Raw genomic sequence first — 25,509 nt, forward strand, 5'->3', positions numbered from 1 at the left:
TTGGGGGCGTTAACCCACGACGGCGGCACCTGGGTTCCGATTGTACGGAACCCGGGGTGCCGCCGTCGTGAGTCAGCGGTTGGTGCTTGTTACTTGTCGCCGCCGGGCAGGGGGCGGTTGGCAATGACCGGGGCGCTGCCCGTGTAGCCATCGCGGGTGGCGGCAAGCTCATGGATCTGCTTGCGGCACAGGAACCAACCCCACACCATGAGTCCGCAGGCAATTGCGGTGACCAGCATGGTGAGCGGAGACTCGATGAACACCATGATCAGGACGCCCAGCAGGAAGACCAAGGACAGCCACCCTGTGTACGGTGCCCCAAACATCCGGAAGGAAGGCCGCTTCACCCAGCCCTTGTCCGACCAGCGTTTGAGCTGCATCTGGCAGAGGACGATAGTGGCCCAAGTGACGATGATGCCAACTGAGGCGACGTTCAGCACGATCTCGAAAGCGTCGGACGGAACGAGGTAGTTCAGCGGAACGCCGAGGAGGGAAACGCCTGCGGTGATGGCGATGCCACCGTAAGGGACGCCGGCCTTGTTCATGCGCTGGGCGAACTTGGGGGCGGAACCGGCAACGGACATGGAGCGGAGGATGCGGCCCGTGGAGTAGAGGCCGGCGTTCAGCGAGGACAGCGCCGCGGTGAGGACCACGAGGTTCATGATCACGTCCACACCCTCAACACCGATTGAACCAAAGAACGTCACAAAGGGGCTGACGCCCTTCTCGTAGGAGGTGTACGGGAGCAGCAGTGCCAGCAGGATGACCGAACCAACGTAGAAGACAGCGATGCGGAAGACCACGGAGTTGATGGCCTTGGGCATGATCCTCTCCGGGTTGGCAGTTTCACCGGCAGCGGTACCCACGAGTTCAATCGAGGCGTAGGCGAACAGCACACCCTGCATGAGGATGATCATGGGGAGGATGCCGTTGGGGAAGATACCGCCGTTGTCCGAGATGAGGCTGAAGCCAACCTCCTGGCCATCCACCGGGGTACCGAAGATGACGAAGTAGGTGCCAACCAGGAGGAAGGCCACCAGCGCGGCCACCTTGATCAGCGCGAACCAGAACTCCATTTCGCCGAAGACCTTCACGGAAACCAGGTTGAGGCAGAGGACAACCACCAACGCAATGAGCGCCCAGGCCCACTGTGGAACGGCGCCCATCCAGGCAATGTATTTGCCGAAGAAGTTCATGTACAGGGCCACCGCAGTGATGTCCACGATGGTGGTGGTGGCCCAGTTGATCCAGTAGAACCAGCCCGAGACGAAGGCGGCCTTCTCGCCATAGAACTCACGGGCATAGGAAACGAAGGATCCCGACGACGGGCGGTGCAGAACCAGCTCACCGAGGGCGCGGAGGATCAGGAAAGCGAAGAAGCCACAGACTGCGTAGGCGATAACGAGGGAAGGACCGGCTGCGTTGAGTCGGCCACCGGCACCCAGGAACAGGCCGGTGCCGATCGCGCCGCCGATCGCGATCATCTGGATCTGGCGGGGCTTGAGGTCTTTGTGGTAGCCGGAGTCCTCCTTGTGGAGGGCTTTCTCGCTGGCGTGCGCTTGCGGCGGGACCGTGTGGTCCGTGATGGGGTTGGTCATTGGAATCCTTAGGGGTGTCCTGTTGGGGGTGTCCTGGGCGCGTCCGGTCGGGGATCCGGGCACGCAGAACTAAGCCTCGTGGGGGAATGCCTCATGGGGCGGGACGGCTGGTTGTAGCGCTTACAGGCCAGTTTCGGCCTATTTGCTCAGATTTGCCAGACGTTCGGGGCTCAGCAGTTCTTCAAGTTGGGCAGCGGTCAGAAGACCGTGCTCCAACACGAGTTCTGCAACGCCCTTGCCCGTTGCCAACGCTTCCTGGGCGATAGCGGTGGCCGAGGCGTAGCCGATATGTGGGTTCAATGCCGTGACGAGACCGATCGACTGCTCCACGGTAAGCCGTAGCCGTTCGGTGTTTGCAGTGATGCCCCGGACGCAGCGCGCCGTAAGGGTGCGGCACGCTGCTTCCAGGTGGGAGATGCTCTTGTGCAGGCTGTGCACAATGATCGGTTCGAAGGCGTTCAGCTGAAGCTGGCCGGCCTCCGCGGCCATGGTGACGGTGACATCGTTGCCGATGACCTCGTACGCCACCTGGCTGACCACTTCCGGGATCACCGGATTGATCTTGCCGGGCATGATCGACGAACCGGACTGAACGGCCGGAAGGTTGATCTCGCCAAAACCCGCACGCGGTCCTGAGGACAGCAAGCGGAGATCGTTACAAATCTTGGAAAGTTTCACTGCCACGCGCTTCAGCACGCCGGAGAGGTGGACGAATGCGCCCACGTCCTGGGTGGCTTCAATGAGGTCAGCAGCAGTGAGGAGGGGAAGGCCGGTGATTTCGGCCAAGTGGCGGCACGCTGCTTCCGCGTAACCGGCCGGAGCGTTCAAACCCGTGCCGATTGCCGTGGCACCAAGGTTGATCTCGTGGATCAGCATGTGGGACTCGTCCAGGCGTGCCCGGTCCTCGCCGATGGTCACGGCGTACCCGCCGAACTCCTGCCCGAGTGTCATGGGTACGGCGTCCTGCAACTGCGTGCGACCCATCTTCACAACGGTCCGGAATTCCCGGCCCTTCTCAGCGAAGGCCAACTCGAGTTCTTCGAGGGCTTCCAGGAGTTCCTTCACGGAGAAGATCGTGGCGAGGTTTACCGCCGTCGGGTAGACGTCGTTGGTGGACTGGCTCAGGTTCACGTGGTCATTCGGATGAAGCTTGGAGTAGTCGCCCTTGGGGTGGCCGAGGATCTCCAAGGCACGGTTGGCGATCACCTCGTTGGCGTTCATGTTGGAACTGGTTCCCGCCCCGCCCTGGATCACGTCCACCATGAACTGCTCGTGAAGCATGCCGTCCATGATGTCCTGGCATGCCTGCTCAATGGCGGCTGCCCTTTCGGCGTCCAGCAGGCCAAGCTCGTGGTTGGTACGTGCGGCTGCCTGCTTGACGGCGGCCAGGCCCCTGACCAGGTGCTTGTTGGTGGAGAGGGGCTGCCCCGTTATGGGGAAGTTCTCGATTGCGCGGAGGGTGTGAACGCCCCAGTAAGCGTCTGCGGGTACATCGCGGTCGCCCAAAAGGTCGTGTTCGGAACGGAGGGGGATCGCCTGATCGACGGTGGTCATAGCTGTCCTTGGTTTAGTTGCTGAAAATTCGGGCTGCGCGGAGCTCGCCGACCGGAAGGCCGCCGCCCAGCACAGGTGGGCTCTGAAGCGTGTCCAGGCTGGCGCCGTCGACGCCCAAGCGGCGAAGAACCTCAACGGTGACGGGCATGCGGGCGCGATCGCCGCCGTCGGAAATCTTCACTGCAAAGCCGGTGCCATCCGGGAGGCCAACCAACTGAAGGCCTTCAAAGCCGTCCTTCGCCAGCAGGCCGGGAACGGCACGCATGAGCGCGGTGACGTCGCGGCCCTCACCGGCCACCATCTCCGGGTAGCGGCGCATGGCGTGGGCAACTTTGCCCTCGTTGGTGGTTTCGTCGGCCGCAGCCAAGCGGCCGTAAGCGCGGGCCATGCCGTGCAGGGAGTGGGCGAAGAGGGGCGTTCCGCAGCCATCAGTGCTCACCGCAGCGGCTTCCTCGCCGGTCAACTCCGTGATGGTGTCCCGCACCAGGATCTGCAGTGGATGTTCCGGGTGCAGGTATCCCTCCACAGGCCAGCCGTTGATGACGCAGACGGCGGTCATGGAAGCATGCTTGCCGGAGCAGTTCTGCGCGATCTGAGTAGGACCGTTGCCGGCCCGGAGCCACTCTTCACGCTCGGCGACGCCGTACGGCAGGTCCGTGCTATTGCCAAGTGCCGCCTCGGTGAGGCCGTGCAACTTCAGAATTTCGCTGGCACCGTCGCGGTGCATCTGCGCGCCGGAATGACTGGCAGCCGTAAGGGCAAGAAGTTTCTGGGGGATATCCAAACCGGCCTTGAGCAGAGCCACAGCCTGCAATGGCTTCAGGCTTGAACGCGGGTACATCGGTGCGTCCGGCTCGCCGGCTTCCAGCGCTGTGCTGCCGTTTTTGTGGAGTGCGATCAGCGATCCGTAGTGGATGCTCTCCACCAGGCCGTCGCGGGTTACCTCTACGAGGGGGACGTGCTGGGGCGTTTTGAGGTGGTGCGCTTTTGCTGGCGCCGATGCTTCGGGGGCGGGCATGGTGGCTGTGTCCTTTGGATGTGTCATTTGCTGAGGATCTTGTCCAGAGCCACGCTGACGGCCTGCAGGTGAGCAGCCATCGCTTTGCTTGCGGCCTCGGAGTCGCCTGCTTCGATTGCATTGAGTACGGCGACGTGTTCCTCGTCCGAGCGGTGTTGCCGGTCTGCGACGAGGTTCAAAGTTTCGGACTGGTGGGCCAGCGCTTCACGTATATCCGAGACGACGCTGGCGAAAACACGGTTTCCGCTTGCACGGGCCACTGCTGAATGGAAGCTGGCATCCAGGTTCACCCAGGCTTCGGGATCGTTCTCCGTGAGCATCTCCTGGACGATTTCCTTGAGGTGCTCCAGCTCTTCCTCGGTGCGTCGCTGGGCGGCAAGCCCGGCTGCCGGGATTTCGATATGCGGGCGGGCCTCATTAAGATCACGTGCACTGTACTGACCCAAGGTAAGGTCATTAGCAACCTTGTTGGCCACAATGAACGTACCCTTGCCGGTCTTGGTAACGGTGAGGCCCAAGGTGTTACAGGACCTCAACGCTTCACGTATTACCGAGCGGCTCACGCCGTATTGGCCTGCCAGCGTTGCCTCGGAACTGAGCTTGGTGCCGATGTCGAACTGGCCGCCCTCAATGGCGCGCCGGAGCGCCGCAAAGACCGCTTCGGCTGCGGAGATGCGCGAGATGGGAGTATGCCCACCTTGGGGTACTTGCTGTCCGGCTGTCCGGCTGTCTGACAGGTTCACGCTTTGAATATGGCACGGGTCACAAGTGCGTGTCAACGCTGAAAGCTTTGCTTCACGCTTTGGGGGGCGACGGCGGCGCTTACCGCCGTTCGTTGGGACCGGCGCTGCGCGGTCCCGCACAATGGACCATGCTCTTCACCAAAAAGTCCCTCATCGAGGACGGGTTTACCGGATTCCGACCCATCGACGAACTCGAATCCATGAGAATTCCCCAAGGACCCGGCATCTTCGTGATCCTTCGCCCTGCGGATTTCGAGCCCATATTCCTCAGCAAGAGCACTGCCGGAACGTTCAAAAAGAAGGACCCCTCCCTCAAGCGTGAAGTGTTGGAGTCCGAATGGATTCCCGATGCTTCGGTGTTGTACATCGGCAAAGCCAGCGCCGGTAGCCAAGGCAACCGGGGGCTCCGCAAGCAGATCCAGGAGTTCCTTGACTACGGTCGTGGACGGCCCACCGTCGTGTGGGATGCACGGCTCATCTGGCAACTCCGCGACGCCCTTGACCTGATCATCGCGTGGAAGGAACTCCCGGCTTCGGAAGTGAATGGTGCCGAGGCCGCTTACCACGTAGGCTTCGTAGCCGCTCATGGGCGCCTGCCATTCGCCAATCTGGTTCAGGCCCGCGCCAAGAAGTGAAAACCAGCAGAGCGTAAAAGGCAGCACGACGGCGGACGCCGGGTTCCGCCGTCGGCCTCCCGATCGCTGGGCGTTCGGCGCATAATGGCAACCATGACGGCACTTGTCTCCTCTGGAAGCAAACCTCATCCACCTCGTATCACTCTTGAGGTACCCGTGCTTCGGGTGGGCGCCGGTGTCTCGGACTACGAGGGTCTGAACCGGTTCGTCGACTCCCTGCGAAAACCCCAGGGCCTGCACATGACCCTGCTGCATGTGGGAATTCTCGATGAACTGGGCAGGGACATCGCCGACTGGACCAAGGGGTTGTCCCGTGCCGGGAAGACCCTTCCGGAGATCGCCGGGTGGTTGACGGATCTTCCGGTGTTGCAGGGCTTCCTGGGGAAATCGGACAAACTGATCCCTTTGGGCGGTGGTCGTCTGATGGGACTCGAGGTGGATGTGCCGCAGGAAGTACACGATTACCAGGCACTTCTGGTGCAAGGGCTCCACGTGCTTCTTGACGATCTTGGCCTGGACAACATTGACGACTTCATCCTCAGCTCACCTGCACTCGGTTACAGATCACCGCGGTGGTTGCCCCACGTAGCAGTCGGCAAGGCCCGTACCCGTCATGAGCCGGAGATGGAGATCGCTCCCGTGGCTATCGAATTCGGCGACTCGCAGATCCGAAACCGGGCGGCACTCCCATTGCCGTAAGCGTGCCGATGCACAGATGAGGCAAGGGAAGTTCTACAGCCGGTAAAATAGAAGGTGTCTCCCGTTTTCTACCTGAGGACTTCCATGCAGCCCCGTACCTTGTTCCGTACCGTTGCTTTTGCCGAGGCCGTGACATGGACACTGTTGTTGATCGGGCTGTTCCTCAAGTACGTCACACGCACCACCGACGTGGGGGTGAGCATTGCCGGAGGCATCCACGGTTTCGTGTTCCTTTGCTACGCCGCTACGGCCGCCTTCACCTGGATCAACCAGAAGTGGTCCACCCGCACAGGCCTGCTGGCCATCGGTTCAGCCGTCATCCCGTACGCCACCATCCCCACGGAAAAGTCGCTGGACCGTCGTGGCCTCCTCGACGGCGGATGGCGCTTGGCTGCCGGGGGTGACAAGCCTCAAGGGGGCTTCGAAAAAGCCCAGGCCTGGGTCCTGCGGAACCCCGTTCTTGCTCTGGTTGTCACTCTTGTTGCCGTAGGGGCCGTGTTCAGCTTCCTGCTGTTCATGGGCCCTCCCGGTACCTGGTTCTCTTAAGCTTCAGCCTGCGGAAAGCATCGGTTCTTCGGAACTGGTGCTTTCTCTTTCCGGCGTGCTTATTCCAGGGGCCTCCACCACCCCCCTTGAATCTTGAAGGGCCCTGACTCGCCGCCTGCGTGGTGTTTCGCCGGGCTGTTCGCCTTCGAAGAGGGTGGTGGCGGTACGTGGCACCGCAGGTCTATCTGGTCTCGGCTCCGGGGCAGCCCCAGGAGTTGGGGTTTTCCTGGCAGGTGTCGGCGACGAGGGCTTTTTCTGTTTTCCAGACGTGGATGGTTTTGGCGGGTGTGGTGATGTCCAGGGTTCCGTTGATGGGTAGGGGTGGTCCGTTGTTGACGGAGTAGGTGCCGGTGAAGTTGGTGGTGACGGTTGCTTGGTAGTTGCCCGTGTCTGTGTAGCTGTGGCTGGTGCGGGTGTCGTTGGTGAGCCATTCGGTTTCGGGGATGGAGTAGCCGGCGGCTGGTGTGGGTCCGAGGGTGGTGCCGTCCCCGAAGGTATAGGTGAAGCTGGCGGGTGTGGCGGTGAGGTGGACTGTTTGGCCGAGGATGGTGACGTTGAAGGTTTGTTCGCCGGCGGTGGTGTAGAAGTTGGTGGGTCCGCCTTTGAGGGTGTGGGGGAAGGGTTGGGCTTCGAGGGTTCCTGGGTTGACGGGGAGCTGTTGGAAGTCGGTGAGGATCCGGGCGGCGATGTTGTCCAGGACGTTCCCGGGTTCGGGGTCAAACAGGCAGGTAGGGCCGCTGACGGCGGGGTAGTCGGTCCATGTTGGATCCTCGATGGACTTTGGGGCCTGTCTCCAGATCACGGGAGTGCCCTCTTCTCCGGCAGGTGTTTTGGCCGGGCATTCCATAGTGAGGCACCCCCTGTCGGGAGTGTCCGTTCCGCCGGACCGGCAGTGAACATCGGCCATGTACTGATTCGGATCCTCGGCGGTGTTGTCTGACGACCCGGCTGTGCTTTCAGATCTCCCAGTCTCAGGGTTGAAAACGAAGAGTCCACCAGCCGTCAAAGAAGTTTCGCCTCGACCGACACTTATCGGTCCTCCACCGTCATTTGATGATTGTGCGTGTGCTGTCCCGCTCCAGAGGGCGATGAGTAACACCATGACGGAGCCAATCCGAATTGTCCTCACAACTAGCCGACAATCATTCCATTGTCGGTAACCCGCCACATTCCATCCGTGAATTTTGCGAATACTGCCTCGGCTATGTTGGACCCGGGCGTGGCATCTTTGCCGGAGGTCCCGTCCGCGTTGAAGTACCGAATTTCACTTTGGATAACCTGTACCTTTGCCTCTTGGGTAGCGGCCCCATCTGTCCATAGAACATCAATGACGGGCGTTGAGATCGTTCCGCCGACCATCCACATTCCCTGAGAAAAATTGCGCTCCAACGCCTTCCTGTACGCTGCCGCGACTGCATTGGAAGTATCAGTTGTTGCAACCCAAGGATCCAGATCACCAGTCTCAGTGGCGTAGGAAAAGGTGGCGTACCAGTACCCAATAAACGCTTCCAGCCCGGCCTTCGAGTTCTCCTTCGCCAGCTCAGGCATCACAGGCACAGGTACGTTCTGTGCCTTCCCGGTTGCGTCGGCTGGCTTGTAGACGGCGGGCGGGGCAACAGGAGTAGCCGAAGCCGCCGGAGCCGAAACGCTGAAGGTGGGCGACGCCGTCGTCGAGCTGCTTTCTGAAGGTGGGCTGCCCGGAGCGGAGCCACCCTGACAACCGCTGAGAAGGATCATGGCGGTGAGGCCGAAGACCGCCGGTCGGACGTGAGCAGAAGGAAAAGAGGCAAACGAAAGGCGTGACATGACAGGCTCCCCAGCAGCTGTTTGGCGGTGTGCCGGTCAGTCTAGGCCGGGAAGGGGCAACCCTTCATGTCAGAAGATGGGGCCTGTGGATAAACGTCAGCGAGGGCCCACCTAGCCCCGCAGCTTCTCCATGTCCCGGCGGTCCTTCTTAGTGGGTCGGCCGGCGCCGCGGTCGCGCTGGGGGAGCCCGAGCTTGGGGGCTACGGGGCGCGGGGGAGTGTGGTCGGTGAAGCAGTGCGAGGCGGCTTCTGCGCCCACACGTTTGGCGATGAGTCGCCGTACCTCGAGGATCCGTTCCCAACCGGATTCGCGGACGCGGATGGTGTCCCCGATGATCACGCTCTGCGATGCCTTAACCGGGTTTCCGTTGACGCGGATGTGCCCGGCGCGGCAGGCAGCGGTGGCAGCGGAGCGGGTCTTGTATGCGCGGATCGCCCACAGCCAAGCGTCGACTCGGACGTTCGCTGGGGATGAAGACGGGATACTCATGATTGGAACGAGTCTAACCGGGGCAAGGCGGGCTGGCGAGAACACCGGAAGCGCGCGAGATCGTGGGGAAGCCACCGAAAACGCGGGAGCGTTCCGGCGGTCCTGCAGCGTTCCGGCGGTCCTGCAGCGTTCCAGCGAACTCGGCGGGCTGGAAGAGAAGGAACTACCGCACCGTCACCTGCACCGCCTGCGCCATGTTGTTCCCGATGCCCTGGTAGTTCCACACCTGTTCGGTGGGCTGGAGCGCGCCTGTGGAATCCATGGCCCGGCACCGCAGAACGTGTTCTCCCGGGCTCGCGACCCACACCATGGACCACGACCTCCATGCGAAATCACCCAGCGGCGAATCCACATGCGCAGGCATCCACTCGCCGTCGATCCCCACTTCCACGCGCTCAACCTCACCGTGTCCGGACCACGCACGTCCGTGCAGCATCACGGGACCGGCGTCCACTACGCGTCGCCGAGTGTAGAAGTCCGGGATTCCGGGCGGAATCATCAACGAACGGACGCGGATATGTGAGACGGGAATCCCCGGCCCGTCAGGTCCTTGAAGATAGTGGTAGGCGACCGCCTGCTGGAAACCCATGAACCGCGACTTCACGGCCTCGATCGACGTCAGCCACTTCACACTCGCCATGCCATACCAACCCGGAACCAGCAGCCTGACCGGGAAGCCGTGCTGGATGGGTAACGGCTGACCGTTCATGGCATACACCAGCATGACTTCCGGATGCATCGCCTCGGCTACAGACAGGCTGCGCGCATACGGTTCTTCGACGCCGCCTTGAATGCCGGAGTCGGCACCCGTAAAGACAAGTTCGACGGCGTCACTCGTCAGGCCTGCTTCCTCCAGCAAGGGTGCCAACGGGGTTCCGGTCCACTCTGCCGTGCCCACCGCACCGAGAACCCAGGGCTGGCTGACGGGACGGGGCTGCAGAAGTGACCTTCCGTTCCCTGCACATTCAAGGGTGACGGGCATAGTGACGGCGGGCCGGGCTTTGATGTCCGCAAGACTCAGCTCGAGGCTCCGGTCAACGGCGCCGCCTAGTTTCAGTCGCCAAGTATCGGCGGAAACGTGCGGGATATCGAAGTGGATCAGCAGATAGTGCAGCCCGGCCGGCGTGATGTCGTCGTGCAGGGCTTCAAGGGGCATGGAGTGGTTCCGCCCGGAGAGTTGTAATTCCTCGTGAGTTAGCGGCCCTTGGGTTGGCTGGCCGGGGTTGGCGGTTTTTGGTGCTCTTTGTTTGACATGGTGTTTGGACATGGGATGGCGGCGTTCTACTGGAAGCTAAACGCTGCGGAGTGCCGCAGCACTTAGGTCAAGGATCACGCCGAGGCCGAAGCTGCGTCAATAGCTTGTTGTGAGGCCTGTTTTACGCGCCAACTCGTGCTCAGGGCGCGCAAAGCGGGCCTCACAACGCAAAGGGGGTTATCGGCGTCGTAGTTCCGGGTACTCAAGGTGCGGTGCAACAGTGCCCGCGTCGCGCTCCAGGAAGTTCACGGCCGGGGCAACGATGTCGTCGATCTCATCCAAAATGGACTCGCTGAGCACCACATCAGCGGCCTTCAGATAGTCGGTGAGGTGATCCTCGGTGCGCGGCCCGATGACTACGCTGGTCACCGCCGGGTGGTTCAGTGCGAAGGCGACGGCGAGCTGGATCAGGGTCAACCCGTGGCGTGCCGCAAGCTGCGCGAGGGCATCGGCTGCGTGCAGCTTGCCTTGGTTAAAGGGCGCGTTGACGTCGAAACGGCCCGGAACCGCAGCCGATCGCGAACTTTCCGGCTGGCCCCCGCCGACGCGATAACCTCCAGCAAGCCATCCGCCGTCGAGGGGTCCGTAACTCAAAACCCCGACGCCGTACTGCTGGGTGATGGGGAAAACGTCCCGTTCATTGGCGCGCACCAAGAGTGAATAGGGAACCTGGTCCACCACAGGCGGGGTCAGGTGGTTGGTGTTCGCAATCCACTGCGCCTCCACAAGTTGGGCCGGGCTGAACACGGAGGTGCCGTAATAGAGAATTTTGCCTTGGCGGATGAGGTCGTTGAGTGCCGTGATGGTCTCCAACAGATCCGTGTTGTAGTCCGGACGGTGCGCTTGATAGAGGTCGATCCTGTCCGTGTTCAGCCGTCGCAAGCTGTCCTCCACAGCCCGGACAATCCACCGGCGGGAGTTGCCGGCGTGCGCCGGGTTGGAACCCATCTGGCCGTGGAACTTGGTGGCAAGGAAGACGTCGTCGCGGCGGCTGTGGATGGCCTGGCCAACTACGGTTTCGGCTTCGCCCTGTGAGTAGATGTCGGCGGTGTCAACGCTGGTGATACCGGCATCGAGGGCAGCTTTGATGATGCGAATGCTCTCGGCCGGGCCTGTAGGCGCGGCGCCGGTGCCGAAATTCAGGGTGCCCAGTGTGAGGGGGCTGATCAGGGCGCCAGTGCGTCCAAGCGTTCGTAGCTCGTTGAGGCTCATGTCGGCTTCCTGTGGTGGGACAGTGCTTGTGGGCAGTGCTGGGTGTCCGGGCCTGAGTTGGCGGCCATGGACGGGATGTTCAATCGAGGCTACACACGGCTGTCAGAGGCATAAACGCAAATGGTAGAAGTTCTTCGTTTTTCGTCTTGCGAGGTAATGGAGGAGGCCATACTTCGCGACATTTCTTGACACGCGGCAACACAAATGTCTTGCGGATCAACAAATATTGCCGTTCCGGGAACCGGGGGAATTATGGGAAAGGAACACAGGCATCGCACGATAGGGGACACCGGAATGACACAGACCACAGTGGAAGAAACGGCCGCCATCAAGGCAGCATTTGCGCAGTTCCCTTCGGGAGTTGCGGCCTTCAGCGCCATGGTGGACTTCACGCCGGAAGCTCTGGTTGCCTCGTCCTTCACGGTTGGAGTTTCGCTGGAACCGCCGTTGGTGATGTTCGCCGTGCAGAACTCCTCCACCACCTGGCCCAAGCTCCGCCAGGCCCAACGCCTCGGCGTGTCAGTGCTGGCTGAGGGGCAGGAAGCGGCCGCGCTCCAGCTGGCCTCCAAAACGCGGGACCGTTTCGCCGGGTTGGACACCAGCGTGAGCGACTCAGGTGCAGTGCTGATCGACGGCGCGGTGCTGGGTTTCGAATGCGAAGTTGTTTCCGAGACCCCGGCCGGAGATCACGCGATTGTTGTGCTCGAGGTCAAGGCCACCACTATTAACCTCGAATCCAAGCCCCTGATCTACCACGGCGCGGCGTTCAGGCAGCTGGCAGCATAAGCCTTTAGGTGTTGCGGCTCGCGCCGCTCAGCGAACCTTTTCGAATCGGGCTCGGAACCTTTCCATTCTTGGAAGTGTCCGGGCCCGATTTCCTGGCCCCGTTGCCGAAGTCAGGACTTTTGGCATCGCCGGCCTGTGCGGGTCCGTGGTCCGGCCCTTTTGGCGGAAAGTCCGGACGCTTGGGAGCCGGATTTTTGCCGTTGGACGACGGCGTGGGCTCGTCAAGATCGCGGACGGTGACCTTGATGGCAGGCGGCTGTTGCGCTTTGGCGCGTGCGGCCGCCCGTTCGTCTGCTTCTGCCACAGCGTCCGCCCAGTCCTTTGCCAGGACAGGCGGTTCCTTTGCAGCTGCAACGACGATCGGATGGTGCGCGGTCTGATGTTCCACCACTGATTTCACTTCAGCAGGTTTCGGCAGATTCCGTGGGGAGACTTTGGCTTTCCACTCGCCGTCCTTCAGCGCAGAAGACGCGCCCGAGAGCCGCCGTCGGGCATCTCCGAGCAGGTCTCGCTTGGGCGCCGCAGGCGCCACCTCAGGTGCAACAACAGGTGCGGAAGCAGGTGCCGGCGCGGAAACAGCTGAACGCGCAGAATCGTCGTCCTCAGCCGCAGGATCGGTCACGCTCGCCGGGTGCCGAGGGAGGTGAACGATGGGAGTGTTGGCCTTCTTGGGGAAAATCCCCACCATGGCCAGAAGGATGATGGACAGCAGCCGCCCAACTCCGGCGATCACCAGAGTGATGATGACGATCAACATGAGACCCACGAACATCAGGACCGCAAGTCCCAGTGTCCCCAAATACGTCAGGTTGATGGCGAGTGTTGTCGGATCCTCCACGTTAGCCTCCCCTGGCCGTCGTTTTGTGATGCGCCCAATGCCCACCCAGCTTGCATATATAGCCTAAGGTCCAGCACCGACGGAATCACGCCCCGCCCCACCCTCAGGCGGGGTTGTTTCGAAGCTGTTATCTGGCGTGGGAAAATATGTTGCCCAGCTCTCATTTCCAGCCTCAGATTGGGACCCTTTGACCTTTGATACAGCCCGGCTCCGCAACGGCGCCTGCCCCTGCCTGTCCGGTGAGCAGTATGACGATTGCTGCGGACGATTCCACCGTGGCGACGCCGAAGCGCCAACCGCCGAGCAACTTATGCGCTCCAGGTATTCGGCGTTCGTCATCCTGGATCCCGGCTATCTCCTGCGCACCTGGCACAAGTCAACCCGGCCCGCGTCCATGGACCTCGATCCGGACATGGAGTGGCGCCGATTGGACATCGTTTCGACGTCGAACGGCGGCCCCTTGGACACCACCGGCCTGGTGGAGTTCGCTGCGCATTACAGGCTCGACGGCGAACGCGGCGTCCAGCGCGAAATCAGCCGCTTCGTCCGGGAAGACAAGCGGTGGTTCTACGTGGACGGGGACGTGCGCTAAGGCCTCAACGGTAGCTGCGGTGCAGATTCTCCTTGGTCGAAGCGCCGGGGGAAGCATCGCCGATCCATGGGCCGGTCCCTTCGGACTGGTCCAGCACGCCGGCCTCCAACCAGGCGTAGTCGCCGGCGAGGACCTTGCGCGAAAGGTCGTGATCGCCGTCGTCAGTATTCCTCCACAGCTGATCGAAGTATTCGTCCACCCGAACGCGGGCCTGCTCGCAGTACGCCTCGGCCAGTTCGAACGCCGCGGCGCCTTGTTCCGGGCGGGTCCGGAGCAGCATTTCGGCCCGGGAACAGCATGCTGCCATGGCGAACAGCTCAGCGCCGATGTCCACAATCCTGCCCAGGAACGCCTGCTTGTGCTCGAGTTTCGCCTGCCACCTGCCCATGCCGTAAAAAGTCTGACGGGCCAGCCGCCGGGAGGACCTTTCCACAAAGCGCAGCTGCTTGCCAAGGCGACCGAACTCCGCATAGGACCGCGGGTCCATGCCTGCGCCCGCAACCAGCTTCGGCAGCCAGCGGGCGTAGAAGCCGGAGGCCCCGACGGCGGCCCGCGCCTTATCCTGAAGGCTCGCGTCCGCTGAGGCGAGGTCGCCGGCGGCGGCAAGGTGGGCATCTACGGCCTCACGGGCAATCAGGAGTTTCATGATCTCACTGGACCCCTCGAAGATCCGGTTGATGCGGAGGTCACGGAGGAGCTGTTCAGCGGCCACAGCCCGTTCGCCGCGGGCTTCGAGGGAGTCGGCAGTTTCGAAGCCCCGGCCTCCACGGATCTGCACCAGTTCGTCCGCGATCCGGCAGCTCAGTTCCGTGGACCACAACTTAGCCAGCGCGGCTTCGATGCGAACGTCCTTTTGGCCGGCGTCAGCCATTTCGGCGGAGAGCTCGAAAACGGCCTCCAATGCGAAAGTGGTGGCGGCGATGAAGGCGATCTTCTTGCCCACGGCTTCGTGTTTGCCTACCGGACGCCCCCACTGGGTCCGGGCGTTGGACCATTCGCGGGAGATCTTCAGGCTCCACTTTCCGGCGGCGACGCACAGTCCGGGGATGGAAAGTCGTCCTGTATTAAGGGTGGTGAGGGCGATCTTGAGCCCTTGGCCCTCACGGCCCAGCCGGTTGGCTGCGGGGACGCGAACCTGGTGGAAACGCGTCACCCCGTTCTCGATTCCACGCAAGCCCATAAAGGTGTTGCGGTTTTCCACGGTGATGCCGGGGGAGTCCATTTCCACGACGAACGCCGAGATGCCGCCCTTGTGCTCCGTGCCGTCGGCATCGGTGTGCTGAGGAACCCTGGCCATGACCACCACGAGTTCTGCGATCACGCCGTTGGTGGTCCACAGTTTCACGCCGTCCAGAAGGTAGGACCCGCCGTCGTCGGACAGTACGGCAGTGGCGCCCATGCGCGCGGGGTCGCTGCCGACGTCGGGCTCTGTCAGCAGGAAAGCGGTAATGGCGCCGGCAGCGCAACGCGGCAGGTATTCCTGCTTCTGTTCGAGCGTGCCAAATTCTTTCACGGGCTCCGGAACGCCGATGGATTGGTGGGCGGAAATGAGGGCGCCCAAGCTCGGATGTACCGATCCCAGCAGGGCAAGTGCGCGGCCGTAATAGACCAAGGACAGGCCTAAACCGCCATATTCGCGCGGGATCTTCATTCCGAAAACCCCCAAATCCGCGAGGCCTTTGAGGTATTCGTCCGGAATTTTGGCGTCGCGCTCGATCACGCGTCCGGACATGGTTTTGGCGAGTGTCACCAGGCGGGCCATGAATTCTTCGCCCCGCTGGACATCGTCTGTTTTGGCTTGTGGCCAGGGGTGGATGAGGCTAAGGTCAAAGCTGCCCAGGTACAGGCCTTTGGCAAAGCTGGGCCGGTTCCATTCGGTTTCCCGGGCAGCCTCGGCTACGGCACGGGCTTCTTCTGCGCTGGCATTGACGCTTGCGGCGGCGAGACTGTTGTCAGTGGCGGACGTCATGGGAGAACTCCTCTAGCCGGTGGTGCCGGATGGAGCCAGGGTCCGCCTTGGGTGCGAACCCTTCAGCTGTCCCTCAATGCTACCCGCGAGTAGCTACCTGTGCTAGGGGAAACCTGCGGTTGGAATTCGGCCGGAATTTCCACTTGACCGGCATGGTGAACCACGCGGTCCCACGCAAAGTTAATGCCATGGACCAGCCCACCCAGAACTGCCTTTACGGCATACCAGGCAATGCCCATTGCTCCGATAAGAATGATTGTTGCTATGGCTGCAGCGGCAATAAATGCCACCAAAAGTGCAGCGAAGACCAGCGTTCCAATGAATACGTAAGTGGCTGTATCAAGCGCAGAGAAGTCGAAATTCATGGTTCCCCCCGGGGCGACGGTGCGTGGGTCGACGCGGCGTGGCTGCGTCGATGCTCTGACACTAGGGGTGGCGGTGGTTTCCGGCCAGTGCAGAAACGCGTCGTGACGCCGTTGATATGGGATCGAAACCATACCTGACGGTAGGTTACGGAATGGTTGCGGCGGGCGGCTTCGGAAAGGCACGACGGCGGTGCTTCCGGCGCGCACGACGGCGGCGCTTCCGGCGCGCACGACGGCGGCGCTTCCGGCGCGCGGTCGCTCCGGCGACGCTCTGCGTTAACCTTGTACGGGGCAGTTTTCGCTGCCAGCCAGGATTCGCAGCAGCTGAAGGAGAGTAGTTGTCCCGTTCAGCCATGTCCTCCGCCGACGCCATCAGCGCCCGGCTCCGTGACCTCGAACAGTTGACCAAGGGGCCCGCGTGGGCACTGACACGATCGGCGCCGTGGGTGATCGCCGTGCTGCAGGCATCCTTTACCCGCACCAGGCCGCAGCTTCCGCTCGAAGAGTTCCATGCCGACGTCGACGCCTTCCTTGAGCAGCTCCGCCGCCAGGACCCGGCGCTGGGCGGCCAGCAAAACGGCAAGCTTTTTGGCGACGAATGGACGCGGAAGCAGTTCTTAACCCGGCGCAACCAATCAGGCCAGATCGTTTACGAGGTCACCGAACCGGCAGCCCGCGTGCTCGCGTTCCTGGACAGCCTCTCCAGTGAACGTTCCACCTTGAACGGGTCGCGGCTCGGCACACTGCTGGGCGATGTAGAGAAGCTCGCCAACGAGACAAACCCTGACCAGAGCGCGCGGCTGGAAGCCCTTGAAGAGGAAATCCAGGAGCGCCAGCAGCTGGTGGAAGACATCAGCTCCGGCGAATTCGACGGGCTCTTGGATGACGAAGAGGCAGTTGAAGCCGCCGGCAACATCCTTGACCTGGCGGCCAGCCTGCCTGCCGACTACAAGAAAATGCGTGACCGGATCGAAGAATTGGTCGGCGAGCTCCGCAACCAGATCATCGAGGAATCCCTGAGCAAGGGCGCCACCATGGCCCAGGTTTTGGAGGCCGACAAACGCCTGCGGCAAAGCCCGGAAGGCCGCACGTTCCGCTCCTTTACGGCGTTCCTGGAAGATCCCCAGCAGCAACTGAGGTTCCGCTCGGCGATCGGTGAGGTGCTGAGCCGTCAATTCGCGGACGATCTCTCCCACGAGGATCGAGAAACGCTCAAGAACCTGGTGGCGGAACTGCGCACGCAGCACAGCCAGATCCAACGCATTTACGGGAAGCTCTCCGAGAGCCTGAACACCTACATCCAGAGCGACGACGTCAGGCAGTCCGTCAGCCTGCGCAAGGTGCTGGCCGAGGCAGAGCAAGCCATCCGGTCCTTGCCCTACGAACGCGATCGTCCCGGCCTGGTCCGCGGGCCCGTGCTCTACAACGCCGGGTTCGAGTCGTTGGCCATGGTCAAACTTTTCGATCCCGACGAATTCGCCACACCCCCGCGGCTGGCCGATCCCATTGCCTTCAGTGACTCGGACCGCGTAAGGTCGGCGCGCACGGGCAAGGCCAAGCCCGCTGTTGTCCGGGCAGCCATGGCTGGCGCAACAACCCTGGGCGATGCCTGGGATAACCTCCCCGCCGAGGAACGCCACATCAACACCGTGCGCACCTTGCTGTCCATGGCGCTGCAAACGGGCGCGGCCTTCAACCGGGCCACGTGGGAACACATCGACTTCGAACAAATCGACGGCAGCATCCGCACGGCGTACCTGCCTGTCGTCACGCTGAATGAGGATTCTGATGACTGAAGAAATCACGACGACGGACGTCACCGACGCGGATGAGGTCACCGAAGTGGTGGTTGAGCCCGCTGCTGACGCTGAGCCTGCTCCTGAAGTCAGCCACGCTGACCCTTTCCGGGTCACTCCACGGGACACCTTCGTGGACGGCGCAGCGCTCTTCCCGGGCGACACCGGTGTGCTTCCCATGAAGGTCCGCCATGCTCTGGTGAAGCTGCTGAAGGGGCCGTACATTGACGGTGGCCGCGATGAGAAACTGTGGACAACCCTGCTGGACAACCAGTTGATCCTCCGCAGCCGCCTCTCCGAGCTGTTCCTCACCCTCCAACTCGATCATGATCGCAAAATCGCAGTCCTCCGGCCCGTCGATCCTGAGGTCGTTGGTGCCAGCTCACGCTCCAGCATCCTGCGCCAGCAACGCGCTCTGAGCCGAGTGGAAACCATCGTCCTGCTGCGCCTGCGCCTCCTGCTTGACCGCCATGTCACAGCCCAAACAGACCCCACCATCACCCGCGAAGAAATATCGGACCTCGTGGCCAACTACACGCCCGCAGGCCAACAAGATGCCCTGCGCGACTCCGACGTAGTCACCCGCACCATCACCAAACTCCTGGCCCGCCAACTCATCCTCCCCACCCCGCTGGATGACACGTACACCATCAGCAACGCCCTGCCCCTGGCCCTCCCCTTCGAAAACATCGGCGACATCCCGGCCCAAATTGAGGCCCTGATAGCAGTAGCCGCCGACGAATCAGGAACAGAGCCCTTCCTCGACCTGGACCCCGACTCCTCCGCGGACGGGGACGACGACGCCGGCACCGCCGCGGACGGAACCAACGCTGAAGGGATCACAAAGTGACCATCGCAAGCATGCTCCCACTAGGCGAACTCACCAACCCGGGCCAGATGCGCCTCGCGTTGGTGCAGGTGGTCAACTGGGGCACGTTCCATGGCGCCCACACCATGCACGTGGACCGGAAGGGCACGCTCCTGACCGGCAACTCGGGCGTAGGCAAGTCGACTCTCTTTGATGCGATGCTGCGTGTTTTTGATGCCCGCCCCCGCTCCAACGAGGCTGCTGCCCAGCGTTCCGGCGGTGCTGTGGAGGATAAGAGGACCACGTTCACGTACATGCGCGGCAAGGTTGGTGATAAGGCGGTGGGCGATAGCTCGGCCAGTGCCTTCCAACGCCCGGGTGCCACCTGGTCCGCCGTCGCGCTGACGTTTGATAACGCGGCCGGCACCAAGGTGACGGTGTCGGCGCTGTTCGATCTCCCGAAGAATGGCACGGAGTCCAGCGTCGGGCGTTTTTACGTGATCGATAGCAAGCCGTTGGATCTTGAAGCGATCGAGGGCATTGCGCAGAAGCGGTTCACCAAGGGTGCGCTGGAGTCGATCTTCCCGGATGGGCAGGTTTTCGATGTGCATAAGGCGTTCGCGGAGCGCTTCCGGCGCTTGCTCGGCATCAACTCGGACCAGGCACTTCCGCTGCTTCGCGTGATCCAGGCCGGTAAGGGCTTGGGTGGCAGCGTAAATACGTTCTTCCGCGACCAGGTGCTGGATGCTCCGGCAACGTTGGCTGCCGCCGATGATGTGGTGGAGGAGTTCAGCAACCTGATGTCCATCCGGCAGCGGCTGGAGGACGTGCGGCAGCAGCGGGATCAGCTGGCTCCGGTTCCGGGGCTGAACAAGGAGTACGCGCAGGCGTTGCTGGACGCGAACCGGCTGCGGGAGCTGGCCGGCGAGGAGTTCGAGGCTTACAAGCAGCAGCTTGCGGTCACGGTTCACGCCAAGACGCTGGCTCGTTTCAAGGAGTTGGCTCAGTCCAAAGCCCAGGAATTGGCTGCCGAGCGCACGGTGCGGGACTTTTTAGCCAAAGAGCTCCGGGATCTTGAGCTGGATTACAACAACCGCGGCGGCAACGCGATATCGGCCATTGAGCAGTCGTTGGAGAACGCGAAGGTTGGCCTTAAACTGCGTCAGCAGGTTGAGGATTCGGCCAAGAAGGCATTGGCCGACGCCGGGCTGAACCTTGAGTGGTCCGCTGAGGGCTGGGATCAGGCGCATGAGCAGGCGGCGGCCCGCTCCGCTGAGTTGAAGGACGATTCGGAGGCGCTCAAGGAGCTTCGCTTTGAGGCTTTTGACGGCCATGCCACCAAGAAGCGTGAGCTTGCCGCGGCCCAGCAGGAGCTGCTTTCCTTGCGGTCGCGCAAATCGCTGCTGCCGCCGTCGAGCATTGAAAACCGGGCTGCCATAGCAGCTGCCACCGGTGTACCGGAAGAGCGGATGCCCTTTGGCGGTGAGCTGATCGATCTCGCCGAAGGACAGGACCAGTGGCGTCCGGCCGCCGAGCGCGCGCTGCGTAACCTCGCCACCACGTTGCTGGTTCCGGGCGAGCACTTCGCGGCGGTGACCCGCTATTTGAACGACAACACCGTCCGTGGCGCACTTCGCGCCATTGATGTGTCCAAGCCGCTCGCCGGCGGTGCGCTAGCTGTGGAGGACGTGTCCGACGGCGACCTCTTGACTAAGTTGAGCATCCTCACCTCCGGTTCCAATGCGGATGCGGGGGAATGGATCCGGGAGCGGATCGCCCTGGACTTCGCATACCCGTGCGTTGAGGACCCGGACGAGCTTGCGTCCATGGACAAGGGCCTGAGCCTGGGCGGTGTGGTCAAACGCAACCGGCACACGGTGGAAAAGGACGACCGTTTCACCAGCCGCCAGGATTACGTCCTCGGTTTCGACAACGCGTCCAAGCTTGAGCTGGTTGCAGCGCGGGTGGGCGAGTTGGAAAACGAGCTCGTGAAAGCCGCGGAACTTGCCCAGAGCCGCGAGGACTCGCACCAGGGTATGGCTCGCCAGCTCGAGGCCCTGCGCCGGGTTGCCGAAGATGAGCGGCCTTGGGAGCAGGTCTCGGCAGCCGTCGCCGCGGACGAGCTTGCCAGGATCGAGCAGCGTCTTACTGACGCTTTAGCTGCTCAGGCGGACCTTGAGCCGTTGCGTGCCAGCATCGAAACCGTCCGGGAAAAGCACCAGTCCTCCACAGGCACGGCCGCTGTGCTGCAGAGCGAATACAAAGCGCTCGACCATAAGATGACCACGGCGGACGGCCTGCTCGATGCGGCGAGGCTGAAGCTGGAGCAAGCACCGCCGTCGGCGTCCACCGTTACCGCGCTGGAGCCGTACTTCGATGGCATCGCAGAGGTCAACGAACTGTACGAGCTGGACAACCTGGCCAACAGCGTCCGCAATAAGCTGCTCGATGAGCTGCACGCGGCGGAATCTCGCGGGCAGGCGACAGCCGAACGGCTGACCCGCATGTTTGAAGCTTTCGTGCGGGACTGGGGAAGTGCCATCAGCGCCGATCACGGCACGTCGATCGGGGCTGCCGGGGATTTCGAGTCCCGTTACCACGCGATCGTCAGTGACGGGTTGCCTGCTCAGGAGGCTGAGTTCCGGCTGTTCTTCAACCAGCGCACGCACGAATCGTTCAGCACGCTCCTGCATCTGCTGGACGAGGAACGCCGCAGCATCACCAGCCGCATCCTGCCCCTCAACGGCATCCTGTCCCAGGTCAACTTCCATGAGGGCAGCTTCCTCGAATTGGACATCAAGCAGACGCTTCCGGCCACCGCCAAACAGTTCAAGGACGCTATCCATAATGCCTTGAAAGCCAGGCACACCCGCCCATCGCGTGGCGCTGCTTCTGCGACCGGTTCAGCGGTGGAAGTGGACGACGACGCCGAGCTCACCGCGCGCTACAAATCGCTGGAAACCCTGGTGAAACGGCTTGGATCGCAGACCCCGGAGGATCGGCGGTGGCGTGCTGAGGTGCTGGATGTCCGCGGGCACCTGTTTATCCAGTGCAAGGAACACCGTGAGGTTGCGTCCAAGTCGGGCGGCACTGGCAAGTCAGGCAAAAAGAAGACTGAAGTCTTCATGCACGCCGATACCGGGTCCATGTCCGGCGGTGAGCGCCAGCGTTTCACGGCCTTCATCATGGCCGCGGCGCTGAGCTACCAGTTGGGCATCGCCGAGCAAGGGTTCACCACCTACGGAACCGTGATGATGGACGAAGCTTTCGTGTTGGCTTCCGAGGAATTCGCGGGCGCCGGCATCAAGGCGCTTCACGAATTCGGCTTCCAGTTGCTCCTTGCGGCTCCGGAAAACGTGATCGACCTGTCCCGGCACCTGGGATCAGTCACGGAAATCCTCCGCGACAAACGAACCAATCGCTCGGGTGTGCTCACCGCTCCGGTCATCGCCGGCCCCGGTGAGCCTGGAGCCTGGCGCTCCGAAGCCAACCCGGTGGACATCGTCCTGCGCTGACGTCACCTCTGCCGGCGCACCCAAGTAGGTAGCAGACCAGGCCGTTTTGAGGGTTCTAAACGGCACCTGCTGCTACCTACTTGGGTACTATTCGCGGCTATTTCGCGCGGACGCGGTCCAGGAACTGTTCGGTCCTGGCCACCAGGCCTGCGATTTGTCGAACAACGACGGCGGCCGGGTCCGGGTTGATCTCGTTGGCGGGCGGTTCCTTGCGCACGTTGGCGCTGCAGCCGAACTCCGCGCAGATCAGTGTCCCCACGGTGTTGCCATCCTTACCGGATTGTCCGGCTTTCTTGGCGACCCACAGATATACGTCATCTTTTGAGAAAACGTCGCGGCATAGTTCGCAGAGGACCACTCGCCTCTTCCCGGATCCGCCTTCGGGTGCACGGAGCATGATTCCAGTGAGTTTTCCCCGGTGCGGAACCACGAGGTACCCGCGCTGGGGCATCTTTTCGTCCCGCCAGCCCAGGAATTCCAGGTTGTCCCAGTTGATGGTTTCGAAATCCCGCGGGAGGTTCATCTTGGCGGCCTCTGATCGGCTGGCGTTGATGAACGACGAACGGATTTGTTGGGCAGTGATTTTTTGCATGGCAAAGCTTCTTTCGGAAATGGTCGACGTCGGCGCGGCTTCGGGCGCGCGCGAAATGGCAGAAGTCGTCGGTCATCCGGCAAAACAGGGCACAACAAAGGGACCCGAAGAACGGATGCCTGGCCGGGAGCCTAGGAAGATACCGACGTACGGGGGAGTGCCAAGCAGGCCAGAGCGGCCACCTCGCCAACCATGGCTGCAGCAACTGAAACAGTGCGCACGCTCATCCCCTCGTTTCGATTCCTTAAGAAGCGGTAGTCCGCTGCCGCCAATACTTTCAAAACTTCCGGGCAGATGTCCACTGCGGGAGGGTTTAGTGGAAAGCCGCGGGATGTGGAAGAGCGTTGGGGTTAGGGGCTTGGGATGTGAGCGATGGTGTGATCTGCATCGCATTTGGCCGATAGCGTGGATTAGGTGACGCAAACGTTTCTTAATTATCCGGAGGGTAGGCTAGCCTTACTTAGGTTCGCATCACTTACTTAAGGAGTCCCGTGGCTTCCCTTCTCCCACGCCGCGCCCTGCTCAAAACAGCAGGAACCGCAACGGCCGCACTTGCCGCCGTCGCCCTCACGCTCACCGGCTGCTCCACTGGTCCGGCAACCACCACACCGGCAACTGAGCAGGCGGAATCCGCAGCTTTCCCGGTGACCATCAAGAACGTCTTTGGTGAGACCACCATCAAGGAACAGCCCAAGCGCGTAGTCACCGTCTCGTGGGTCAATGATGACGTCGCGATCGCCCTGGGCGTTGTCCCCGTTGGCGTTCCGAAGAACGAGTGGGGCAACAATGACAAGGGCTCCACCCCTTGGAAGGACGCAGCACTGGAGAAGCTCGGCGCCGGTTTCGGCACCGACAAGGCTCCCGTTCAGTTCTCCGAGGCGGACGGCATCAACTTCACCGAGATCGCCAAGCTCAACCCGGACGTCATCCTGGCCGCCTACTCGGGCCTGGAAGAAGCTGACTACAAGAAGCTCAGCGAAATCGCCCCCGTTGTGGCGCAGCCGGAACTCGCGTACGGCACCCCGTGGCAGGAAAGCACCACCCTGATCGGCAAGGCACTGGGCAAGGAAGCCGAAGCGAAGAAGCTGATCGAGGACACCGAAACCACCGTCAAGGAAAAGGTTGCCAAGTTCCCGCAGATCAAGGACAAGACCTTCATCTACGGCAACCTTGAGCCTGCCAAGGGTGATGGCGCCAACGTTTACACGGCCATCGACAACCGCCCCCGCTTCCTCTCCGAAATTGGCATGAAGCTTGCTCCGGTGGTCACCGAAAACACCAAGAGCGCTACGGAATTCTTCATCCCGTGGTCTGCTGAAAAGGCCAACGAGCTCGAATCCGACGTCTTCGTCACTTGGGTGCCGGATGCCACCACCGCTGACGCCATCAAGGCTGACCCGCTGCTCGGCCAGATCCCGGCCATCAAGAAGGGCGCTCTGGTTGCTGATTCGGACCAGACTCTGACGCTCTCCATCTCCGCTTCATCGCCGCTGAGCCTGCCGTGGGCACTGGACACGTTCCTGCCGCAGCTGGGTAAAGCAGCAGACGCAGCGGGCAAGTAACTGCAATGAAACTGAGTACGACGACGGCAGTTCAGGGGCGGGGCAGCGGCACTTTGGTGTCGGCTGGCCCGGGAGGCATCGCCCTTGAAGCTGCTGGAACCGGAGGGGGAACCGTCTCCCGCGGCACGGCAGGCAAGCGCACCGCTTGGCTGTTGGCGGCCGTCGTCGTACTCGCCGCAGTCTGCGCCGCATCCCTGGCGATCGGCGCACGCGGTCTTCCCCTTAATACCGTGTGGGAAGCACTCACCAACTTCAATCCGGAAGACGGCAACCACGCTGTGGTCATCGCCCGGATTCCCCGCACCGTGCTGGGCCTGCTCGCCGGAGCCGCACTCGGCCTGGCCGGTGCGGCCATGCAGGGTGTAGCGCGCAACCCCCTGGCCGATCCCGGAATCCTGGGCCTCAATGCCGGCGCTGCTCTGGCAGTCGTGGTAGGAATCTACGTTTTCGGTATCGGCTCGCTGACCGGGTACATCTGGTTCGCCTTCATCGGTGCCGCAGTGGCCGCCGTCGTGGTTTATGCCGTTGCGTCCTTGGGACGTGACGGTGCGACGCCGGTCAAGCTCGCCCTCGCAGGTGCCGCCCTGAGCGCCGGCCTGTTTTCCCTGATGAACGTCATCCTGGTTTCAAGCCAGGACACTTTTGACCGTTTCCGTTTCTGGCAAGTGGGCAGCATTGGCGGACGTGACTGGTCGGTCCTCCTTCCGGCGCTGCCGTTCCTTGTGATCGGAGCCCTGATTATCCTGGCGGGCGGCCGTGTCCTGAACAGCTTGGCCCTGGGTGATGACATTGCCCGCGGCCTTGGCCAGAATGTGGGGTTGGCCCGTGGCATCACCGGTCTGGGCATTGTGCTGCTGTGCGGCTCCGCCACTGCGCTGGCCGGCCCCATTGGATTCCTGGGGCTCGTCATTCCCCACGCTGTCCGCTCCTTGACCGGCCCGGACTACCGCTGGATCCTGCCATTCTCCGTGGTGGTCGCCCCTATTCTCCTGATCAGCGCCGACATCCTTGGCCGCGTCATCCTGCTCCCCGGCGAAGTCCCGGCAGGCATCATGACAGCGATCATCGGTGCACCCGTCTTCGTCTGGCTCATCCGCCGCGGCAAGGGGGCCGGACTGTGACCCTCAAAAC

Annotated in this window: 23 protein-coding genes; 10 read left to right on the forward strand and 13 right to left on the reverse strand. The window is 62.3% G+C overall.

Translation table 11 applies throughout. The features are described from left to right. Positions 1 to 89 precede the first annotated feature (89 nt). The 4 genes from BACI9J_RS01425 to BACI9J_RS01440 form a co-directional block, all read right to left on the reverse strand. Positions 90 to 1,598 (reverse strand): amino acid permease, encoded by a 1,509-nt coding sequence (locus tag BACI9J_RS01425; RefSeq protein ID WP_159732689.1) that lies wholly within the window; start codon positions 1,596 to 1,598, stop codon positions 90 to 92. A 138-nt stretch (positions 1,599 to 1,736) separates the two neighbouring features. Next, positions 1,737 to 3,152: an aspartate ammonia-lyase gene (locus BACI9J_RS01430; RefSeq protein ID WP_159732692.1), complete on the reverse strand. Its 1,416-nt coding sequence runs from the start codon at positions 3,150 to 3,152 to the stop codon at positions 1,737 to 1,739. Between the two features lie 13 nt (positions 3,153 to 3,165). After that, a complete protein-coding gene (locus BACI9J_RS01435; RefSeq protein ID WP_159732695.1) occupies positions 3,166 to 4,197 on the reverse strand; it encodes an asparaginase in 1,032 nt (343 codons plus the stop codon). Further along, entirely contained in the window at positions 4,194 to 4,913 is a 720-nt protein-coding gene (locus tag BACI9J_RS01440) for a FadR/GntR family transcriptional regulator (RefSeq protein ID WP_159732698.1), read from the reverse strand. The genes BACI9J_RS01435 and BACI9J_RS01440 overlap by 4 nt, the downstream gene beginning before the upstream one ends. A gap of 128 nt (positions 4,914 to 5,041) precedes the next feature. On the opposite strand from BACI9J_RS01440, the gene BACI9J_RS01445 reads away from it, so the two are divergent. From BACI9J_RS01445 to BACI9J_RS01455, 3 genes are all read left to right on the forward strand, one after another. Beyond that, positions 5,042 to 5,548, forward strand: coding sequence for a hypothetical protein (locus BACI9J_RS01445; RefSeq protein WP_159736306.1), 507 nt, complete (start codon positions 5,042 to 5,044; stop codon positions 5,546 to 5,548). Between the two features lie 93 nt (positions 5,549 to 5,641). Next, positions 5,642 to 6,247, forward strand: coding sequence for a hypothetical protein (locus BACI9J_RS01450; protein WP_236558293.1), 606 nt, complete (start codon positions 5,642 to 5,644; stop codon positions 6,245 to 6,247). A gap of 84 nt (positions 6,248 to 6,331) precedes the next feature. Further along, positions 6,332 to 6,793: a DUF3817 domain-containing protein gene (locus BACI9J_RS01455; RefSeq protein ID WP_236558294.1), complete on the forward strand. Its 462-nt coding sequence runs from the start codon at positions 6,332 to 6,334 to the stop codon at positions 6,791 to 6,793. 181 nt (positions 6,794 to 6,974) lie between these two features. Here BACI9J_RS01455 and BACI9J_RS01460 read toward each other — a convergent pair whose 3' ends face one another. The 5 genes from BACI9J_RS01460 to BACI9J_RS01480 form a co-directional block, all read right to left on the reverse strand. Further along, entirely contained in the window at positions 6,975 to 7,595 is a 621-nt protein-coding gene (locus BACI9J_RS01460; protein ID WP_236558295.1) for a hypothetical protein, read from the reverse strand. 329 nt (positions 7,596 to 7,924) lie between these two features. Continuing rightward, the gene (locus tag BACI9J_RS24210) at positions 7,925 to 8,599 is read right to left on the reverse strand and encodes a DUF6318 family protein (RefSeq protein ID WP_236558296.1); all 675 of its coding nucleotides are present in this window, start codon (positions 8,597 to 8,599) and stop codon (positions 7,925 to 7,927) included. A 111-nt stretch (positions 8,600 to 8,710) separates the two neighbouring features. Next, on the reverse strand, positions 8,711 to 9,088 hold the full coding sequence (locus BACI9J_RS01470) for an RNA-binding S4 domain-containing protein (RefSeq protein WP_159732710.1): 378 nt from the start codon (positions 9,086 to 9,088) through the stop codon (positions 8,711 to 8,713). A 163-nt stretch (positions 9,089 to 9,251) separates the two neighbouring features. Continuing rightward, entirely contained in the window at positions 9,252 to 10,355 is a 1,104-nt protein-coding gene (locus BACI9J_RS01475; RefSeq protein ID WP_159732713.1) for a sulfite oxidase, read from the reverse strand. Between the two features lie 165 nt (positions 10,356 to 10,520). Then, positions 10,521 to 11,555 (reverse strand): aldo/keto reductase, encoded by a 1,035-nt coding sequence (locus BACI9J_RS01480; protein ID WP_159732716.1) that lies wholly within the window; start codon positions 11,553 to 11,555, stop codon positions 10,521 to 10,523. A gap of 294 nt (positions 11,556 to 11,849) precedes the next feature. On the opposite strand from BACI9J_RS01480, the gene BACI9J_RS01485 reads away from it, so the two are divergent. Continuing rightward, positions 11,850 to 12,341 (forward strand): flavin reductase family protein, encoded by a 492-nt coding sequence (locus tag BACI9J_RS01485; protein WP_159732719.1) that lies wholly within the window; start codon positions 11,850 to 11,852, stop codon positions 12,339 to 12,341. Positions 12,342 to 12,345: 4 nt separating this feature from the next. On the opposite strand, the gene BACI9J_RS01490 is transcribed toward BACI9J_RS01485, so the two are convergent. Continuing rightward, positions 12,346 to 13,179, reverse strand: coding sequence for a hypothetical protein (locus BACI9J_RS01490; RefSeq protein WP_159732722.1), 834 nt, complete (start codon positions 13,177 to 13,179; stop codon positions 12,346 to 12,348). 187 nt (positions 13,180 to 13,366) lie between these two features. On the opposite strand from BACI9J_RS01490, the gene BACI9J_RS01495 reads away from it, so the two are divergent. Beyond that, complete coding sequence (locus BACI9J_RS01495) at positions 13,367 to 13,771, forward strand: YchJ family protein (RefSeq protein ID WP_236558297.1); 405 nt, start codon at positions 13,367 to 13,369, stop codon at positions 13,769 to 13,771. A gap of 4 nt (positions 13,772 to 13,775) precedes the next feature. On the opposite strand, the gene BACI9J_RS01500 is transcribed toward BACI9J_RS01495, so the two are convergent. Further along, positions 13,776 to 15,740: an acyl-CoA dehydrogenase family protein gene (locus tag BACI9J_RS01500; RefSeq protein ID WP_159732728.1), complete on the reverse strand. Its 1,965-nt coding sequence runs from the start codon at positions 15,738 to 15,740 to the stop codon at positions 13,776 to 13,778. Between the two features lie 62 nt (positions 15,741 to 15,802). Continuing rightward, positions 15,803 to 16,105 (reverse strand): hypothetical protein, encoded by a 303-nt coding sequence (locus BACI9J_RS01505; RefSeq protein WP_159732731.1) that lies wholly within the window; start codon positions 16,103 to 16,105, stop codon positions 15,803 to 15,805. A gap of 338 nt (positions 16,106 to 16,443) precedes the next feature. On the opposite strand from BACI9J_RS01505, the gene BACI9J_RS01510 reads away from it, so the two are divergent. The 3 genes from BACI9J_RS01510 to BACI9J_RS01520 are packed head-to-tail and all read left to right on the forward strand — an operon-like array spanning position 16,444 to position 22,224. Further along, positions 16,444 to 17,901 (forward strand): DUF3375 family protein, encoded by a 1,458-nt coding sequence (locus BACI9J_RS01510; protein ID WP_159732734.1) that lies wholly within the window; start codon positions 16,444 to 16,446, stop codon positions 17,899 to 17,901. Beyond that, positions 17,894 to 18,751: a DUF4194 domain-containing protein gene (locus BACI9J_RS01515; RefSeq protein ID WP_159732737.1), complete on the forward strand. Its 858-nt coding sequence runs from the start codon at positions 17,894 to 17,896 to the stop codon at positions 18,749 to 18,751. Before BACI9J_RS01510 ends, BACI9J_RS01515 begins: the two co-directional genes overlap by 8 nt. Next, positions 18,748 to 22,224, forward strand: coding sequence for an ATP-binding protein (locus BACI9J_RS01520; protein ID WP_159732740.1), 3,477 nt, complete (start codon positions 18,748 to 18,750; stop codon positions 22,222 to 22,224). Before BACI9J_RS01515 ends, BACI9J_RS01520 begins: the two co-directional genes overlap by 4 nt. Before the next feature lie 97 nt (positions 22,225 to 22,321). On the opposite strand, the gene BACI9J_RS01525 is transcribed toward BACI9J_RS01520, so the two are convergent. Further along, complete coding sequence (locus BACI9J_RS01525; protein ID WP_159732743.1) at positions 22,322 to 22,816, reverse strand: FBP domain-containing protein; 495 nt, start codon at positions 22,814 to 22,816, stop codon at positions 22,322 to 22,324. A gap of 491 nt (positions 22,817 to 23,307) precedes the next feature. Here BACI9J_RS01525 and BACI9J_RS01530 point away from each other — a divergent pair, with 491 nt between their 5' ends. Together BACI9J_RS01530 and BACI9J_RS01535 are read left to right on the forward strand one after the other, a co-directional pair. Continuing rightward, positions 23,308 to 24,378 carry an iron-siderophore ABC transporter substrate-binding protein gene (locus tag BACI9J_RS01530; RefSeq protein WP_159732746.1) on the forward strand — a complete coding sequence of 357 codons (1,071 nt, stop codon included), beginning with the start codon at positions 23,308 to 23,310 and terminating at the stop codon, positions 24,376 to 24,378. Between the two features lie 5 nt (positions 24,379 to 24,383). Then, entirely contained in the window at positions 24,384 to 25,499 is a 1,116-nt protein-coding gene (locus BACI9J_RS01535) for a FecCD family ABC transporter permease (RefSeq protein WP_159732749.1), read from the forward strand. Positions 25,500 to 25,509: the final 10 nt, after the last annotated feature.

The organism is Arthrobacter sp. 9V (genome assembly GCF_902506065.1).
Classification (GTDB): domain Bacteria; phylum Actinomycetota; class Actinomycetes; order Actinomycetales; family Micrococcaceae; genus Arthrobacter.

What these genes read in the sequence shown, in the direction of transcription:
- BACI9J_RS01515 (WP_159732737.1), top strand. Translation starts at nt 17,894, where the DNA reads ATGACTGAAGAAATCACGACGACGGACGTCACCGACGCGGATGAGGTC.
- BACI9J_RS01485 (WP_159732719.1), top strand. Translation starts at nt 11,850, where the DNA reads ATGACACAGACCACAGTGGAAGAAACGGCCGCCATCAAGGCAGCATTT.
- BACI9J_RS01450 (WP_236558293.1), top strand. Translation starts at nt 5,642, where the DNA reads ATGACGGCACTTGTCTCCTCTGGAAGCAAACCTCATCCACCTCGTATC.
- BACI9J_RS01430 (WP_159732692.1), bottom strand. Translation starts at nt 3,152, where the DNA reads ATGACCACCGTCGATCAGGCGATCCCCCTCCGTTCCGAACACGACCTT.
- BACI9J_RS01500 (WP_159732728.1), bottom strand. Translation starts at nt 15,740, where the DNA reads ATGACGTCCGCCACTGACAACAGTCTCGCCGCCGCAAGCGTCAATGCC.
- BACI9J_RS01435 (WP_159732695.1), bottom strand. Translation starts at nt 4,197, where the DNA reads ATGACACATCCAAAGGACACAGCCACCATGCCCGCCCCCGAAGCATCG.
- BACI9J_RS01425 (WP_159732689.1), bottom strand. Translation starts at nt 1,598, where the DNA reads ATGACCAACCCCATCACGGACCACACGGTCCCGCCGCAAGCGCACGCC.
- BACI9J_RS01535 (WP_159732749.1), top strand. Translation starts at nt 24,384, where the DNA reads ATGAAACTGAGTACGACGACGGCAGTTCAGGGGCGGGGCAGCGGCACT.
- BACI9J_RS01505 (WP_159732731.1), bottom strand. Translation starts at nt 16,105, where the DNA reads ATGAATTTCGACTTCTCTGCGCTTGATACAGCCACTTACGTATTCATT.
- BACI9J_RS01525 (WP_159732743.1), bottom strand. Translation starts at nt 22,816, where the DNA reads ATGCAAAAAATCACTGCCCAACAAATCCGTTCGTCGTTCATCAACGCC.
- BACI9J_RS01445 (WP_159736306.1), top strand. Translation starts at nt 5,042, where the DNA reads ATGCTCTTCACCAAAAAGTCCCTCATCGAGGACGGGTTTACCGGATTC.
- BACI9J_RS01480 (WP_159732716.1), bottom strand. Translation starts at nt 11,555, where the DNA reads ATGAGCCTCAACGAGCTACGAACGCTTGGACGCACTGGCGCCCTGATC.
- BACI9J_RS01475 (WP_159732713.1), bottom strand. Translation starts at nt 10,355, where the DNA reads ATGTCCAAACACCATGTCAAACAAAGAGCACCAAAAACCGCCAACCCC.
- BACI9J_RS01470 (WP_159732710.1), bottom strand. Translation starts at nt 9,088, where the DNA reads ATGAGTATCCCGTCTTCATCCCCAGCGAACGTCCGAGTCGACGCTTGG.
- BACI9J_RS01455 (WP_236558294.1), top strand. Translation starts at nt 6,332, where the DNA reads ATGCAGCCCCGTACCTTGTTCCGTACCGTTGCTTTTGCCGAGGCCGTG.
- BACI9J_RS24210 (WP_236558296.1), bottom strand. Translation starts at nt 8,599, where the DNA reads ATGTCACGCCTTTCGTTTGCCTCTTTTCCTTCTGCTCACGTCCGACCG.